Origin of the sequence: Streptomyces sp. NPDC048338, assembly GCF_043201055.1 — a bacterium.
GTDB lineage: Bacteria > Actinomycetota > Actinomycetes > Streptomycetales > Streptomycetaceae > Streptomyces.
In genome coordinates, this window is record NZ_JBICYQ010000012.1 from 105,828 (window position 1) to 120,914 (window position 15,087).

The window sequence follows — 15,087 nt, forward strand, 5'->3', positions numbered from 1 at the left end:
CATCACCTCGGCTGATCGAGCGGCTGCATGAGCATGTCCGCGATACGTTCCCTGGTCACCCGCTCGGCGCGGGGGGCGTGCTGGGTCAGGTAGATGGCGTTGAGGAGCTGGTCGGTGGCGATGACCTCGCCGGGCTCGCGGTTCAGGAAGCGGCTGACGAGGGTCTGTTCGCCGGCCGCGGCGTCGGCACCGAGGTGCGCCTCGATCATGGCGCGGAGCTGCTCCTCGCCCGGCGGCTCCAGTTCGAGCCGGATGCAGCGGCGCAACAGGGCCGCGGGGAAGTCGCGTTCGCCGTTGGAGGTGAGCACGATGAAGGGGAAGGTGGAGCACCGGATCCGGCCGCCCTGCACCGGGACCTTGCGGCCGTCGTCGGTGAGCACCTCGACCACCGGTTCGCGGTCGGCGAGGCGCTCCAGCTCCGGGACGGCGAACTCGCCCTCCTCCAGGGCGTTCAGCAGGTCGTTGGGCAGGTCGAGGTCGCTCTTGTCGAGCTCGTCGATGAGCAGCACCCGCGGCTGGTCGGAGGGGAGCAGCGCGGTGCCGAGCGGACCGAGGCGGATGTACGAGCCGATGCCGGCGGGGGCGGCGGCGGCGGCGGTCGAGCCGGGGGCGCCGGTCTGGGCGCGCTCCAGCTGGACGTCCTGGAGGCGGCCGATGGCGTCGTAGCGGTAGAGCCCGTCCTGGAGGGTGGAGCGGCTGACGATCGGCCAGCGCAGGACGCGGCCCAGGCCCAGTTCGTGGGCGACGGCGTGGGCGAGGGTGGACTTCCCGGTCCCGGGGTTGCCGGTGACGAGCAGCGGGCGGCGCAGGTACAGGGCGGCGTTGACGGCGTCGGTCTCGGCGGGGCGGGGGTGGTGGTTCTGGACGAGCCGGCGGCGCACCCCGAGCCGCCGGTCGGATCCGGCCAGGGTGTCGTCGGCGCCGCCGGCCGAGAAGTCGCGCCAGGGGGGTGGCGGAGGCAGCCGTCTGATCTCGTCGTGCGGGTGGCCGGCACCACGGTAGATGCGCCAATCGTTCACGATGGACTCCTCCTGGCTGTGGTGGGGTGGCCCGCCCTGTCGACCGTACGTCCCGGGCGGGTCGCGCGGCCCTCGAATCGGTCCGGTCGTCCGGGAGTTCGGCGGTTTCGTGCCGTCGGTGCGAAGCCTGGTGCGAGGCGTGGTGCGGCTGCGGAGACGGGGGCGTGCGGCCCGGGAGGGACGGCGGCCGGCCGCCGGTTCGTGGCGCGCGGGGGCGTGGCGCCCGGTCCGGGTGCCGGCCGTGCCGCGGGGGCGCGGAGGGTCCGCCGTGTGGTCCGTCCGGTCAAGGGGCGCCCTCCTCGCCGAGGATGTCGGGACCCTGGAGCGGAGGGGCGTGCGGCGGGCGGTCGGGCGGGTCGACGAGGACGGCCAGGTGCTCGGCCCAGGCGTCGGCGGACCGCTCCCCGGGGTCGGCCTCCTCGTCGCCGGCCCTGATCCGCAGGGTGCGGACCGGCCGGTGCAGCCCGTCGGCACGCCCGGCCGCGGCGAGCAGCCGGCCCGCCTGTTCGTGGAAGTCGGCGCAGTCGCCGTCCGGGTGCGGTCCCGTCCGCCACAGGGCGAGCGGGTGGCCGGCGGCGAGCGCCGCGGCCATGGCCCGTTTGCCCTCGCCGACGCCGACCCGGCCGCAGAAGACCGGTACGGCCCCCTCGTCGGCGTCGAGGAGGCGGGCGAACGCCTGCCGTGGGGTCTCCCGGCGCACGTGCGGGGCGTGCGCCTCGGCCCCGGCGGCCGGCACCTCGGCGCGCAGCGGGATCGCCCGCAGGGGGCCGTGCTCGGCGGCCCGCCAGCGCTTGAGCCACTCGTGCGACGGGGGTGCGGTCCGGCGGCCGGCGTGGCGGACGACGACCGTCCGCTGCTGGCCCAGGGTGAGCGCGTACGCGCCGAGGAGTCCGTCGTCGGGCGTGAGCCGCCATCCGTCGATGGCCAGGTCGAACAGGTCGAGCGGCAGCACCGCCTCCACGGCCGCCAGGTGCTCGCCGCTGTCGCCGTGGCTCAGCGCGTCGGCGAGCGGCCCGCGCAGGGTCTCCTCCAGCCCCTCGCGCTCCACGCCGTGGTCGTCGTGGTGCAGGGGACTGACCGTGCGTCCGTCGAAGAGGAGCTTGATGCGCCACGGGAAGCGCGTGCCGTAGTGCGGGGTGTCGATCTCCACCAGGACGTCGGCGCGGGCCCCGGTCTCCCGTACGGCGACGGGGGCGGCCGCGGGCTGGTCGGAGGTGAGCAGCTGGGCGATCTCCTGCTGGATGGCGGGGTGCGCCTCGACGGCCTCGTCCTCGATCCAGCGGACCAGGCTCTCCACGGCGGGGCTGTCGCCGTGCAGGTCGGTGACGTGCCGGGCGACCAGCGTGGCGTAGAGGAAGACCGCGTTGAGGCCGAGGTCCTGGATCGCCTCCTGCACCGGGTCGCGCAGCTCGTGGAGGAGTCCGACGCCTTCCCGCCAGGTGCGCGGGTCGGCTTCGAGGACGGACTGGAAGTCGTCGTGCAGGACCCGTCGTTTGACCTCGTCGACGAGGTGCATCACCTCGCCCGGCCCGGCGGGGGGCGGCAGTTCGGCGAGCCGCCCGTACAGGTGGATGCGGCGGCCCGGTCCGACGCCCTGGGTGGTGGGCGGCCGGAGCCGGATCTGCGCCCGGGTCCAGTCCGGGTGCCCGGCGAGCGAGCGGTAGCGGCCGAGGTGGTGGCGGTCGTGGTCGCGCATGACCTCGTGCAGGATCGCGCCGCCGGGCGCGTCGTGCAGCTCGCGCAGCGCGGTGATCGGGACGGCGGCGCCCTCGTCGGAGCCGCGGCCCTTGTTGAGGCCGATGACGGCGCCGCGCGCGAGATCGACCACCGGCCCGCCGGACAGGCCCTCCACGGGCAGGGTCCAGCGCAGCAGGAGCGCCCCGCCGTCGACGGCGTGCGCCTCGCCGACGGCCTGGCGGATGCCGACCCGGCCGGTCTGCCGGGACCAGCCGTGGAGGCTGACCGGGACCGGCCGGGTGATGACGGGCGGCCGTTCGCTGAGCCGTACGCAGGAGACGTCGGTGGCCTCGGGGACGCGGACGAGCGCCAGGTCGGGGAAGTCCCAGTGGCCGAGCTCCTGTTCGGGCCGCTCGGGGCGCGGCTTGGCCAGCACCACCTCGCCGGTGGCCGCCCTGCCCTGCCAGGTGAGGCCCACGGCCCGCTCGTGTCTCCACACCGCGCTCCCCCCCTTGGCCACGACGTGGGCGCAGGTCAGCACCCAGCCCGGGGCGATGAAGAATCCCGTGCCCCAGTACCGGTCGCCGTGCGGGTCATACCCGTCTCCGGGCGCGGCGATGCGCACGAGCGCGGGGCGCACGAGCGCGTCGAGGGCGCTCATGCGGATCCGTCGGCCGCCGGACGGTGGGGCGGGACGGTGTCGGGCGCCGGGCCGGGCGCGCCCTGGGCGGGGATCGTCGCGCCGGCCGCGGCCGGGCCTGCGCCCGCGGGGGCGACGGGACCCGGTTCGGTCCAGGTCAGCGAGACGGAGACGGACGCCTTGCCGCCGCCGTCCGCGAGGACGCCGATCACCTTGCCCGCCTGCGCGGACAGTTCGATGCCGAAGCTGACGGCCACCTCGACCGGCGCCTGCGGGTCGAGTCCGGCCCGCAGCGAGCCGACGACCCCGCGCACGACGTCCGTGAGTCCGCCGGCCATCGAGACGACCCGGTCCCCGATGCCGGTGTCCTGGAAGCCGCCGCCGCGGCCCAGCTCCTCCGCGTCGCGGACGCGCGCCCAGACATGTGTGCCGTCGTCCAGTCGTATCCGAGCGATCCCGTACGTCACAGCGGCCCCCCGCTCCCCGAAACGATGATGAAGCAGGCTAGTCCCTGCCCGGGGCGAGCGCGAGGGGACGCGGAGGCCACGGCCTATCCTGATCGCATGTACTTCACTGACCGTGGCATCGAGGAACTGGAGAAGCGGCGCGGCGAGGAGGAGGTCTCCTTCGAGTGGCTCGCCGAGCAGCTGCGGACGTTCGTCGACCTCAATCCCGACTTCGAGGTGCCGGTGGAGCGACTCGCCACCTGGCTCGCCCGGCTGGACGACGAGGACGAGGACGAGTAGCACCGCGGGGACGGGCGGGGCGTCCGCCTCGCGGCCGGCGGGAGCCGGTCAGAGTCTGCCCGGCCGCAGCCGGTCGTATGCGAGCCCGAGCGCTCCGCGTGCGACCAGGATCGCGCCCGCGGTGACCCAGCCGCCGCTGTGGCGGCGGATCCCCCAGGCGAGCATCGGCACCCCCGCGCCGAGCTGGAGCGCGGACAGCATCCGGGCCTTGGGCCCGCGCAGGAACGGGCCGACCCGGCTGCCCTCCACGGCGTCGAGCTCGGCCCGTACGGCGTCGCGCCAGCCGGACCATTCGAGCTGTTCGGCGCCCTGGGCCAGGGCCACCGAGCGAAGCCGGTCGGCGCTGTCCCCCGGGACCACTCCGGTCGGCAGGTCGAGGCCGATCCGGGCGAGGACCGCGACGAGGCCGGCGAGCCGGGCGTGGGCGTCGGTGTCGCGGCCGGTCTCGGTCAGGGGTTCCAGGGCCTGCACGTCCAGGACGGGGTCGAGGGCGAGACGGGCCGCGAAGGTGCGCATGGCCTCGTCCTCGCCGACCGGGGTGCCGTCCGCGAGCCAGGTGTAGCCGACGGTGCGGCGGAACCCGGCGGCCAGGGTGAAGCCCGCCCGGTCCGCGTCCCACCAGAGCGCGAGGACGGGCCAGGTCGCGGCCGAGACGGCCAGCGCGGTGGCCCAGCCGGTGACGACGCGGTCGACGGGTTCGCCGCCGTGCAGCCAGGGCTTCCCCTCCGGGACGAGGACGCTCCAGTCCTCTCCCGCCGGAGCGAGGAGGAGCTCCTCACGCAGCAGCTGTGCCGGCGGGCGGACCGCCGACGGCTCGGCGCGGCACAGCAGCAGCGCGCCGACGGGGCTCGATCCGGAGGTCGCGTTCATGGGCCATACGCTAGGCCAATTTGTCCGCATAGGTGCATGAATGCGGCCGGTGCGCGCCCTTCCGACAGGGGTTGACTTCCCCGCACCGCGATATATCGTCTTTACGAGAGACGCGATATGTTGCGTCGTCGAAACGGGAGGTCAGCACGATGACAGAGTGGTCCGTCGCCGAGCCGAGGAAACTCACGCTGACCGATCCCGTCGCACGGCTCCGGGTGCGCGTCGTCAACGGCACGGTGAACGTCGTGGGCACCGACGAGGGTTCCGCCCGCCTGGAGATCTCCTCCATCGAGGGCCCGCCGCTGATCGTGACCCAGGAGGGGTCGACCCTCACCGTCAGCTACGAGGACCTGCACTGGAAGGGCTTCCTCAAGTGGTTCGACCGCAAGGGGCACCGCCGCTCGGCCGTCGTGTCGGTGGCCGTCCCGGCGGGGACGGACGTCGAGGTGGGCGTGGTCGGCGCCGGGGCGGTGATCTCCGGCATCAGGGGACGTACGGACGTCCGCGGCGTCACGGGTGACACCACGCTCGTCGGGCTCTCCGGCCCGGTCCGCGTGGAGAGCGTGGCCGGCGACCTGGAGGCCCAGTCCGTCACCGGCGCCCTGCGGGTCAACTCCGTGACCGGAGACGTGACGGTGATCGAGGGCGCCGGCGGGTCGGTGAAGGCCGACACGGTCAGCGGGGACATGGTCATCGACCTCGACGCCGCGGACCCGGAGGCACCGCCCGCCGACATCAGGCTGACCAGCGTCTCCGGCGAGGTCGCCATCCGCCTGCCGCACCCGACGGACGCCCGGGTCGAGGCGAACACGACCAGCGGCTCCGTCTCCAACGCCTTCGACGACCTGCGGGTCGGCGGACAGTGGGGGGCCAAGAGCATCACCGGCACGCTCGGCGAGGGCCGCGGCACGCTCAAGGCGACCACGGTCTCCGGATCGATCGCCCTGCTGCGCCGCCCCGAACCCGCCGACGACGCCGACGCCGCCCCCTCCGCATCCGGAAAGGTGCTCTGACATGCCGCCCGTCTTCGCCCACGGCCGCCTGCGCCTCTACCTGCTCAAGCTCCTCGACGAGGCCCCGCGCCACGGCTACGAGGTCATCAGGCTCCTGGAGGAGCGCTTCCAGGGGCTCTACGCGCCGTCGGCGGGCACCGTCTACCCGCGGCTGGCCAAGCTGGAGGCCGAGGGACTGGTCACGCACGCCACCGAGGGCGGGCGCAAGGTCTACTCGATCACCGACGCGGGTCGCGCGGAGCTCGCCGGGCGCGAGGGCGAACTGGCCGACCTGGAGCTGGAGATCCGCGATTCGGTCTCCGAGCTGGCGGCGGAGATCCGCGACGACGTGCGCGGGGCCGCGGGCAAGCTGCGCAGCGAGATGCGCGCGGCCGCGAGCGAGAGCCGGACCCGCGACTCCTCCTTCACCGACGTCAAGGAGGAGCTGCGCCGTGCGAAGCAGGAATGGCGGGAGCAGACCCGCCAGGCACGCGCGGAGGCCCAGTCGGCCCGCCGCGAGGCGCGCGAGTTCCAGCGGATCGCCAAGCAGGTCCAGGAGCAGGTCCAGGACCACTTCGCGCGGGGCGACTGGCCCACGGGCGTCCGCGAGGGCCTGTCCGAACTCAGCGCACAGCTCGGCGGCCTGATGGGCGGGGGCGCCGCGTCCCGGCCTCCGTTCGTGAAGCAGGACCCGGCCGCCGCGCCGGAACCGGAATGGGCGAAGGACACCGCCTCCACCGGGGACCCGGCGCGCGACCTGGACCGCCTCCTGGACCGGTTCCGCGACGACATCCGGGACGCGGCGCGCGACCACGGCGTCACGGCGGCCCAGCTGTCGGAGACCCGCCGCCGGCTGTCCACAGCGGCGGCGCACATCACCGCCCTGCTGCGCCCCTAGGGGTGCCGCGCCGTCCGTGCCGGGGCTGCCACTCCGGCACGGACGGACGGGCTCGGCCCCCGCGTGACGAGGACCGCCACGCGGGCGCCCGGGCCGCCGGCTCCTCGGGGCGGGAGATCCCGTCAGCGGATCCGACGCACCATCAGGAGGACGTCAGGACGATCTTCCCGAAGACGTCGCCGGAGGCCAGCTTCTCGAAGCCCTCGCGGGCCCGGTCCAGCGGCAGCACCTCGTCGATGACGGGACGCAGGCCCGTGGCGGCGCAGAAGGAGAGCAGGTCCTCCAGCTCGTCCTTGGAGCCCATGGTCGAGCCGACGACCTTCAGCTCCAGGAAGAAGATCCGGGTCAGCTCGGCGTGCGAGGGGCGGTCGCCGCTGGTCGCACCCGAGATGACGAGCGTGCCGCCGGGGCGCAGGGACTTGACCGAGTGCGACCAGGTGGCGGCGCCGACGGTCTCGATGACCGCGTCCACCCGGTGCGGGAGCCGCGCGCCCGGCTCGTACGCCTCCAGCGCGCCGAGCTCGACGGCCCGCTTGCGCTTGGCCTCGTCACGGCTGGTGGCGAAGACCCGCAGGCCGGCGGCCTTGCCGAGGGCGATCGCGGCGGTGGCGACGCCGCCGCCCGCGCCCTGGACGAGGATCGAGTCACCAGGCCGCACACCAGCGTTGGTGAAGATCATGCGGTAGGCGGTGAGCCAGGCCGTGGGGAGGCAGGCGGCCTCCTCGAAGGACAGCTCTGCGGGCTTGGGAAGCACGTTCCAGGTGGGCACGGTGACGCGCTCGGCGAAGGTTCCCTGGTAGCGCTCGGTCAGGATGGAGCGGGGCTCGTCGGGTCCCACGCCGTGGCCGGTCTGGCCGATCACGGAGTGCAGGACCACCTCGTTGCCGTGTTCGTCGATGCCCGCGGCGTCACAGCCGAGGATCATCGGCAGCCTCTCCTCGGGCAGGCCGACCCCGCGCAGCGACCACAGGTCGTGGTGGTTCAGCGAGGCGGCCTTGACGGTGACGGTGGTCCAGCCGGGACGCACCTCGGGCTCGGGGCGCTCGCCGAGTTCGAGGCCGTTCAGGGGCTGGTCGCGGTCGATTCGGGCGGCATAGGCAGCGAACATGGCCACGACCCTAGGGGGCGGCGCTCGCGTGGCGGAACCACGCACCCGTGTGACGCATGTCCCTCGGCCGCCCGCCCCGCGGCGCCTGCCGAGACCCCGGCCTCGGCCGTCGCACGCCCACCCCCTCACCCACGCGGAAGGGCCCCGCTCCGGTTCAGGTGAACCGGGGCGGGGCCCTTCCGGGTGGAACGGTGTGCGCCGGCCGCGTCAGCGGCGGGCGACGCCCTCCGCGCGCGCGGCGGCGGCGACCGCGGCTGCGACGGCCGGGGCGACACGCTCGTCGAACGGCGACGGGATCACGCAGTCGGCGGAGAGCTCGTCCGCGACCACGCCCGCGATCGCGTCGGCCGCGGCGATCTTCATGCCCTCGGTGATCCGGGAGGCCCGGACCTGGAGGGCGCCCGCGAAGATGCCGGGGAACGCGAGGACGTTGTTGATCTGGTTCGGGTAGTCCGAACGGCCGGTCGCCACGACGGCCGCGTACTTGTGCGCGACGTCGGGGTGGACCTCGGGGTTCGGGTTGGCCATGGCGAAGACGAAGGCGTTCGGCGCCATCGAGGCGACCGCGGCCTCCGGGACCGTACCGCCGGAGACGCCGATGAAGACGTCCGCGCCGGCCAGGGCGACCTCCAGCGAACCGCTGAGGCCCGCCTTGTTCGTGATCTCGGCCAGCTCCCGCTTGACCGAGGTCAGGTCGTCGCGGTCCCGGCTCACGATGCCCTTGCGGTCGGCGACGGCCACGTCGCCGAGCCCGGCCTCCAGGAGGAACTTCGCGATGGCGACCCCGGCCGCGCCGGCGCCGGAGATGACTCCGCGCAGGTCACCGAGGGTGCGACCGGTCAGCTTCGCCGCGTTGCGCAGTGCGGCGAGGGTGACCACGGCCGTGCCGTGCTGGTCGTCGTGGAAGACCGGGATGTCGAGGCGCTCCTGGAGCTTGCGCTCGATCTCGAAGCACCGCGGCGCCGAGATGTCCTCCAGGTTGACGCCGCCGAAGGACGGCGCGAGCCGGACGACGGTTTCGACGATCTCGTCGGTGTCGGTGGTGGCGAGCGCGATCGGCACCGCGTCCACGCCTCCGAACTGCTTGAAGAGGATGGCCTTCCCCTCCATGACCGGAAGAGAGGCTTCCGGTCCGATGTCCCCGAGTCCGAGCACGGCCGTCCCGTCGGTCACGACCGCGACGACCTGGGACTTCCAGGTGTAGTCGTGGACCAGCTCGGGCTGCTCGGCGATCGCGGTGCACACCTTGGCGACGCCGGGCGTGTACGCGAGGGACAGGTCGTCCTTGTCACGCAGGGGCACGGTGGCCGAAATGGCCATCTTGCCGCCGCGATGGAGCGCGAACGCCGGGTCGAAAGGCTCCTCGGGAGCCCCGTCCGTACCGTTCTCGCTGCGAGGATTGACGATCTCCGCTGCCATTGGGTTGACCCCTTAAGTCTTCATCGTTTGAGGGTTGCCACTCCGGGTTAAGGAGGGGTGGGCGGAACCCGCGGCCGCCGTGTCTGGCAGCCGCGCGGGCGCGCCGCACAACGCGCCCTGAGCCCCGGATGAGGGGTGTAAGGATCCTTCTTACCGGACGAACAGCACCGCCGACGAGTCCATTCTGGCGCGGTGATGCGACTCATATGGACGCAGGGGCACCCTGTACAGACACGGCGCGTCACTGGATTTCCGGACAAGTTCACCCGTACACCGGATCGGGTCGTTCGTGTCGTCCGAATGGCGAGACCTGCCGGAGAATTTCCGGCCGAACCGAGGTATCCCTGAAGAAGGTCCGGCCCTGAAGGACCGGCTCGTCGGGATCCGGGGGTCACCCGTTACCCGATTTTGACATGAAGGGCCGTCTGTTTGAGGCGGTCCGAATGGCAAGATGCCGTAATCACACGAGGTCGCGACACTCGAAGGTGCGTGCGCGACCTATGGCAACTCCCTCACACGCCGGAGGAACTCGACCATGACCGCACGCTCCACGCGCTGTACGACTGCCGCCAAGACCCGCACCTCCCGTCTTGCCGCGGTCGCCGCCATCGCGGTCGCCGGCTCGATGCTGCTGACCGCCTGCGGCGACCAGACCGAGGGCGGCTCGACGCCCGAGGGCGGTACGAAGACCGGCGCGGCCTCCACGGCCCCGCTCTTCTCGAAGCTCCCCGAGGACATCCAGAAGGCCGGCGTCATCAAGGTCGGCACGGACGCCACCTACGCCCCCATGGAGTTCAAGCAGGGCGCGACGATCGTCGGTGTCGACCCCGACATCGCCGCGGCGCTCTCCAAGCAGCTCGGCGTGAAGTTCCAGTTCGAGAGCGGCACCTTCGACACGCTGCTGACGGCCCTGCCGACCGGCCGCACCGACATCGTCATGTCCTCGATGACGGACACGAAGGCCCGCCAGGAGGGCCTGGACGACAAGGGCCAGAAGACCGGCACGGGCGTCGACTTCGTCGACTACTTCACCGCCTCCACCGGCATCCTGGTGAAGAAGGGCAACCCCGAGAACATCAAGTCGCTCGACGACCTGTGCGGCAAGAAGCTCGCGGTCCAGCGCGGCACGACGTACGAGCAGGCCGCCAAGGACCAGGCCGAGAAGTGCAAGAAGGACGGCAAGCCCGCCCTCACCTTCGAGTCCTTCCCGACCGACGCCGAGGCCCAGACCCGCGTCAAGGCGGGCGGCGCCGTCGCCGACCTGAACGACTCCCCGGTCGCCGCGTACATCGCGCAGACCGCGGGCGGCGGCAACGACTTCGAGGCCATCGCGAACAAGACCGACGCCGGCCTCTTCGGCATCGCCGTCGACAAGAAGAACACCCAGCTCCGTGACGCGCTGAAGGAAGCCCTGGACGCCGCCATCAAGGACGGCTCCTACAAGACCGCCCTCGAGAAGTGGAACGCCGGTGACGGCGCCATCCCCGCGGCCAAGATCAACGGCGGCTCCTGACTTCCCCGCACCACTGAAGGGCAGTCGTTGTGACTGACAAGTTCGACAAAGACAAGGTCGACAAGGTTCCCGCCGGGGCGTCCCCCGCCCCGGCGGAGATCCCGCCGGAGGCCATCAAGGCCATTCCGGTCCGCCACTACGGTCGCTGGGTCGCCGGCGTCGTCGTGGTGGCCCTGCTGGTGCTGCTCGGTGTCGCGTTCTCCCAGGGCGATGTCCGCTGGGCGACCGTTCCCGAGAAGCTGTTCGACCCGAGCATCCTCGAAGGCCTGGGGAACACGGTCCTGATCAGCGTCGCCTCGATGGCGCTGGGTCTGGTGCTCGGCGTGGTCTTCGCCGTCATGCGCCTGTCCAAGAACCCGGTGACGAGCACCGTCGCCTGGCTCTACATCTGGGTCTTCCGCGGCACCCCGGTCTACGTGCAGCTGCTGATCTGGTTCAACCTCGCCCTGATCTTCCCGATCTTCAACATCGGGTTCTACAAGGACGAGATGACCGATGTCATGACCCCCTTCCTGGCCGCCCTCCTGGGTCTCGGCCTCAACGAGGGCGCGTACATGGCGGAGATCGTCCGGGCCGGCATCCAGTCGGTCGACGAGGGCCAGACGGAGGCGTCGCACGCGCTGGGCATGAGCCAGGCGAAGACGATGCGGCGCATCGTGCTCCCCCAGTCGATGCGGGTGATCATCCCGCCGACGGGCAACGAGTTCATCAACATGCTGAAGACCTCGTCCCTGGTCGTGGCGGTGCAGTACCCCGACCTGCTGCGGGCGGCTCAGGACATCGCCTCGACCTCGTTCGCGGTGATGGAGATGTTCTTCGTCGCCTCGATCTGGTACCTGATCCTGACCTCCGTCTTCAGCGTCGGCCAGTTCTACCTGGAGAGGCACTACGCCCGCGGGTCGCTGCGCTCCCTGCCGCCCACCCCGTGGCAGAAGATCAAGGCGAACCTCTCCCGATTCTCCAACCGTGAGGCGGTGACCCGATGACCGCCATGGTGAAGGCCGAGGGCGTCCACAAGTCCTACGGCGCCGCGCACATCCTCAAGGGCATCGACCTCGAGGTGAACAACGGCGAGGTGTTCTGCCTGATCGGCCCGTCCGGTTCCGGCAAGTCGACCTTCCTCCGGTGCATCAACCACCTGGAGAAGATCAACGCCGGCCGGCTGTACGTCGACGGCGAGCTGGTGGGCTACCGCCAGAAGGGCGACAAGCTCTACGAGCTGAAGGACAGCGAGGTCGCCGCCCAGCGCCGCGACATCGGCATGGTCTTCCAGCGCTTCAACCTGTTCCCGCACATGACGGCCCTGGGCAATGTCATGGAGGCGCCGATCCAGGTGAAGGGCGAGTCCAAGGCCGTGGCCCGCGAGCGCGCCGAGCGGCTGCTCGACCGGGTCGGCCTGGCCGACAAGGCGGGGAACTACCCCTCGCAGCTCTCCGGCGGCCAGCAGCAGCGCGTCGCCATCGCCCGTGCTCTGGCGATGGAACCGAAGCTGATGCTCTTCGACGAGCCGACCTCGGCGCTCGACCCGGAGCTGGTGGGTGACGTCCTGGACGTCATGCGCGACCTCGCGGAGTCCGGCATGACGATGGTCGTCGTCACCCACGAGATGGGCTTCGCCCGCGAGGTGGGCGACTCGCTCGTCTTCATGGACGGCGGCGTCGTGGTCGAGTCCGGCCACCCGCGCGAGGTCCTGGGCAACCCGCAGCACGACCGGACGAAGGCGTTCCTGTCCAAGGTGCTGTAGGACGCGCGACGGCACGACACGGAGGGGCGGTACGGGCATCCCGTACCGCCCCTCCGTCCGCGTCGGGCTACTTCACCGCCAGGACCAGCGTGTCCGACGGCGACGCCCACACCGGGCGGGCCTCGGCGAAGCCCGCCGCGCGCAGGATCTCGGCGTGGCGGCGCGACGAGGGCATGTCGCCGTCCGCGTGCTCGCCGTAGATCTCGAAGCGCCGGGCGGTGGGCTCGGCGAGCACGGGGTCGGCGGCGGCCACCGCCCACCAGTCCGCCCAGTCCAGCGCCCCGTCCGTCCGGGCCCGGTCCATGGCGGCGTGGCGGTGGGCGCGCTCGGCCGCGTTGATGCGGGGGGTGGTCTCGTCGATCATGTGGTCGGCGTTCATGAGGACGCCGCCGTCGCGCACCAGTCCGGCCAGCTGCCCGTAGAGGGCGGTGAGGGGCTCGGTGTGGAGCCAGTGCAGCGCGGTGGCGGTGAGCACGGCGTCGTACGAGTCGTGCGGCAGGCCGTCCGTCCAGCGCGGGTCCTTCAGGTCGGCGGTCACGAAGGTCACGCGCTCGTCGCCGGCGAAGTAGCCCTCGGCGATGGCGAGCAGCGCGGGGTCGAGGTCGACACCGACGCTCGTCGCACCCGGGAACCTCCGGAGCAGCCGATCCGTGATACTCCCTGTACCGCACGCCAGGTCCAGGACGCGGGGCTCCGGTCCCACCACGGCCTCGACCATGTCGAGCATCACGCGGAACCGGTCCTCGCGGTCCGGCATGTACCACTCCTGCTGGCGGTCCCAGCTCCGCTGCCAGGCCGTCCAGTCGGTTCCGGTGGTCGCCGCGTCCGTCATCGCCGTACCTCGCCCTCGTCGTAATACCCTTAAAGGGGAAACAGCTGTTACCCCTCCCGCACCCGACCCTAGACTGCCAGCGTAAGGACTACAAGTGGAACTGGCCCATTACTCTGACTACGCCGTGCGTCTGGTCAACACGGAGGAGCCCGCACGCAACAAGGACTCCCTGACCTCGGTCGAGGTGATCCGCGAGCTCTTCGGCGCCGCGTCCCAGATGGCCCGGCGGGCCACCGACGCCGACATCACGCGCTTCCGCTCGGTACGCGCCCGGCTGCGGGCCGTCTTCACCGCGGCCGACGAGGGCGAGCACACCCAGGCCGTGGACCTGCTGAACTCGCTGCTGCTGGAGTTCCCGGTCAGCCCGCAGATCTCCGGCCACGACTACCTGGACGAGGAGGGGCGCCCGCGCTGGCACATGCATCTCGCCGACCACCCCTCGAACGCGACCGCGGGTTACGCGGCGATCGCCGCGATGGGACTCGCCTTCCACCTCACGGAGTTCGGCGCCGACCGGCTCGGCCTGTGCCAGGCGCCGCCCTGCCGCAACGCCTATCTGGACACCTCGACCAACCGCTCCCGCCGCTACTGCTCGGACCGCTGCGCGACCCGCGCCAACGTGGCCGCCTACCGGGCCCGCAAGCGCCTGGAGGCCGAGCGGACCGAGGACGCCGCGCCGGACGAGCGGCGGGACCCGACCGGACGGACGGACGAGAAGAGCCAGGACAGCAGCACGGCCGGCGAGCGCTGACGCCCCGGCGTGACGGGGCGGTAGCGCAGGCGCACCCGCCCGAGCACCAGCTCGGCGGGCACCGCCCCGAAGACCCGGCTGTCGCCCTCGGTGTCCCGGTTGTCGCCGAGCACCCACCAGGCGGGGCCCTGTCGCTCGGCCAGCCGCTTCACGATGAGCAGGTCCTGCTGGAGGGGATGACGCAGCACGGCGACGTCTCCCGGCCGCACCCGCGCCCCGTAGTGGACCAGCAACCGGTCACCGTGCAGCAGCGTGGGCACCATGGACACCCCCGTCACCTCGGCGATGCCGAACAGGGCGCCGGATCCGCGCCCCGCTTCCCGCCCCGACTCTGCCATCCGGCACCTCCCGGTCCGATCGTCCACGAGTCCCATGGTGACCCTGGACTTTTGTCCTAAGCCCCAGGGGGCGCTCGCGAAATCAGGCTTCTCACGGAGTAATGTCCCACCTGAGAAGACGATCACGAGGAAGGACAGCTGCATGCTCTCCCGCCTGTTTGCCCCCAAGGTGAAGGTCAGCGCCCACTGCGACCTCCCCTGCGGTGTCTACGACCCGGCCCAGGCCCGGATCGAGGCCGAGTCGGTCAAGGCCGTCCAGGAGAAGTACCAGGCCAACGAGGACGCGCACTTCCGCGCCCGCGCCACGGTCATCAAGGAGCAGCGCGCGGAGCTCGCCAAGCACCACATCTCCGTGCTGTGGAGCGACTACTTCAAGCCCCCGCACTTCGAGAAGTACCCCGAGCTGCACCAGCTCATCAACGACACCCTGAAGGCCCTCTCGGCCGCCAAGGCGTCGACGGACCCGAAGACGGGCGAGAAGGCTCTCGAGCTCATCGCCGAGGTCGACCGCATCTTCTGGGAGACCAAGAAGGCCTGACC

At 72.1% G+C, this 15,087-nt stretch carries 15 protein-coding genes and 1 pseudogene; 8 read left to right on the forward strand and 8 right to left on the reverse strand.

Translation table 11 applies throughout. The annotated features are described in order from the left end of the window. Positions 1 to 2 precede the first annotated feature (2 nt). The 3 genes from ACGFZF_RS26540 to ACGFZF_RS26550 all read right to left on the reverse strand — a co-directional run bounded on the left by ACGFZF_RS26540 (position 3) and on the right by ACGFZF_RS26550 (position 3,803). A complete protein-coding gene (locus tag ACGFZF_RS26540) occupies positions 3 to 1,019 on the reverse strand; it encodes an AAA family ATPase (protein WP_393558046.1) in 1,017 nt (338 codons plus the stop codon). Between the two features lie 283 nt (positions 1,020 to 1,302). Next, on the reverse strand, positions 1,303 to 3,357 hold the full coding sequence (locus ACGFZF_RS26545; RefSeq protein ID WP_393558048.1) for a trypsin-like peptidase domain-containing protein: 2,055 nt from the start codon (positions 3,355 to 3,357) through the stop codon (positions 1,303 to 1,305). Beyond that, the gene (locus tag ACGFZF_RS26550) at positions 3,354 to 3,803 is read right to left on the reverse strand and encodes a CU044_2847 family protein (protein WP_393558050.1); all 450 of its coding nucleotides are present in this window, start codon (positions 3,801 to 3,803) and stop codon (positions 3,354 to 3,356) included. Before ACGFZF_RS26550 ends, ACGFZF_RS26545 begins: the two co-directional genes overlap by 4 nt. A 96-nt stretch (positions 3,804 to 3,899) precedes the next feature. Here ACGFZF_RS26550 and ACGFZF_RS26555 point away from each other — a divergent pair, with 96 nt between their 5' ends. Further along, complete coding sequence (locus ACGFZF_RS26555) at positions 3,900 to 4,082, forward strand: DUF6104 family protein (protein ID WP_037695221.1); 183 nt, start codon at positions 3,900 to 3,902, stop codon at positions 4,080 to 4,082. Positions 4,083 to 4,130: 48 nt separating this feature from the next. Here ACGFZF_RS26555 and ACGFZF_RS26560 read toward each other — a convergent pair whose 3' ends face one another. Further along, positions 4,131 to 4,952, reverse strand: coding sequence for a hypothetical protein (locus ACGFZF_RS26560; RefSeq protein ID WP_393558053.1), 822 nt, complete (start codon positions 4,950 to 4,952; stop codon positions 4,131 to 4,133). Between the two features lie 149 nt (positions 4,953 to 5,101). Here ACGFZF_RS26560 and ACGFZF_RS26565 point away from each other — a divergent pair, with 149 nt between their 5' ends. Both ACGFZF_RS26565 and ACGFZF_RS26570 read left to right on the forward strand, forming a co-directional pair. Next, the gene (locus tag ACGFZF_RS26565; RefSeq protein ID WP_393558055.1) at positions 5,102 to 5,965 is read left to right on the forward strand and encodes a DUF4097 domain-containing protein; all 864 of its coding nucleotides are present in this window, start codon (positions 5,102 to 5,104) and stop codon (positions 5,963 to 5,965) included. Position 5,966: 1 nt separating this feature from the next. Next, the gene (locus tag ACGFZF_RS26570; RefSeq protein ID WP_393558057.1) at positions 5,967 to 6,842 is read left to right on the forward strand and encodes a helix-turn-helix transcriptional regulator; all 876 of its coding nucleotides are present in this window, start codon (positions 5,967 to 5,969) and stop codon (positions 6,840 to 6,842) included. Positions 6,843 to 6,984: 142 nt separating this feature from the next. Here the strand turns inward: ACGFZF_RS26570 and ACGFZF_RS26575 are convergent, their stop codons facing one another. Then, positions 6,985 to 7,950, reverse strand: coding sequence for a zinc-binding dehydrogenase (locus ACGFZF_RS26575; protein ID WP_393558059.1), 966 nt, complete (start codon positions 7,948 to 7,950; stop codon positions 6,985 to 6,987). 207 nt (positions 7,951 to 8,157) lie between these two features. Next, entirely contained in the window at positions 8,158 to 9,369 is a 1,212-nt protein-coding gene (locus ACGFZF_RS26580; RefSeq protein WP_393558061.1) for an NADP-dependent malic enzyme, read from the reverse strand. 535 nt (positions 9,370 to 9,904) lie between these two features. Between ACGFZF_RS26580 and ACGFZF_RS26585 the strand changes: the two genes are divergently transcribed. From ACGFZF_RS26585 to ACGFZF_RS26595, 3 genes are read left to right on the forward strand one after another with little or no spacing between them, the layout of a single operon-like run. Beyond that, complete coding sequence (locus ACGFZF_RS26585; RefSeq protein ID WP_356608217.1) at positions 9,905 to 10,882, forward strand: ABC transporter substrate-binding protein; 978 nt, start codon at positions 9,905 to 9,907, stop codon at positions 10,880 to 10,882. A gap of 29 nt (positions 10,883 to 10,911) precedes the next feature. Then, a complete protein-coding gene (locus ACGFZF_RS26590; RefSeq protein ID WP_393558064.1) occupies positions 10,912 to 11,868 on the forward strand; it encodes an amino acid ABC transporter permease in 957 nt (318 codons plus the stop codon). After that, positions 11,865 to 12,626 (forward strand): amino acid ABC transporter ATP-binding protein, encoded by a 762-nt coding sequence (locus tag ACGFZF_RS26595; protein WP_393558066.1) that lies wholly within the window; start codon positions 11,865 to 11,867, stop codon positions 12,624 to 12,626. The genes ACGFZF_RS26590 and ACGFZF_RS26595 overlap by 4 nt, the downstream gene beginning before the upstream one ends. 67 nt (positions 12,627 to 12,693) lie before the next feature. Here the strand turns inward: ACGFZF_RS26595 and ACGFZF_RS26600 are convergent, their stop codons facing one another. Further along, positions 12,694 to 13,458, reverse strand: a complete 765-nt coding sequence (locus tag ACGFZF_RS26600; protein WP_393558068.1) for a class I SAM-dependent methyltransferase — start codon at positions 13,456 to 13,458, stop codon at positions 12,694 to 12,696. Between the two features lie 94 nt (positions 13,459 to 13,552). Between ACGFZF_RS26600 and ACGFZF_RS26605 the strand changes: the two genes are divergently transcribed. Then, on the forward strand, positions 13,553 to 14,209 hold the full coding sequence (locus tag ACGFZF_RS26605; RefSeq protein ID WP_356608211.1) for a CGNR zinc finger domain-containing protein: 657 nt from the start codon (positions 13,553 to 13,555) through the stop codon (positions 14,207 to 14,209). A gap of 32 nt (positions 14,210 to 14,241) precedes the next feature. On the opposite strand, the pseudogene sodX reads toward ACGFZF_RS26605, so the two are convergent. Continuing rightward, positions 14,242 to 14,691: pseudogene (gene sodX, locus ACGFZF_RS26610) on the reverse strand (nickel-type superoxide dismutase maturation protease); the annotation flags it as partial. Between sodX and sodN the strand changes: the two are divergent. Then, positions 14,690 to 15,085: a superoxide dismutase, Ni gene (sodN, locus tag ACGFZF_RS26615; RefSeq protein WP_137993403.1), complete on the forward strand. Its 396-nt coding sequence runs from the start codon at positions 14,690 to 14,692 to the stop codon at positions 15,083 to 15,085. The pseudogene sodX and the gene sodN sit on opposite strands and share 2 nt — an antisense overlap. Positions 15,086 to 15,087 lie beyond the last annotated feature (2 nt).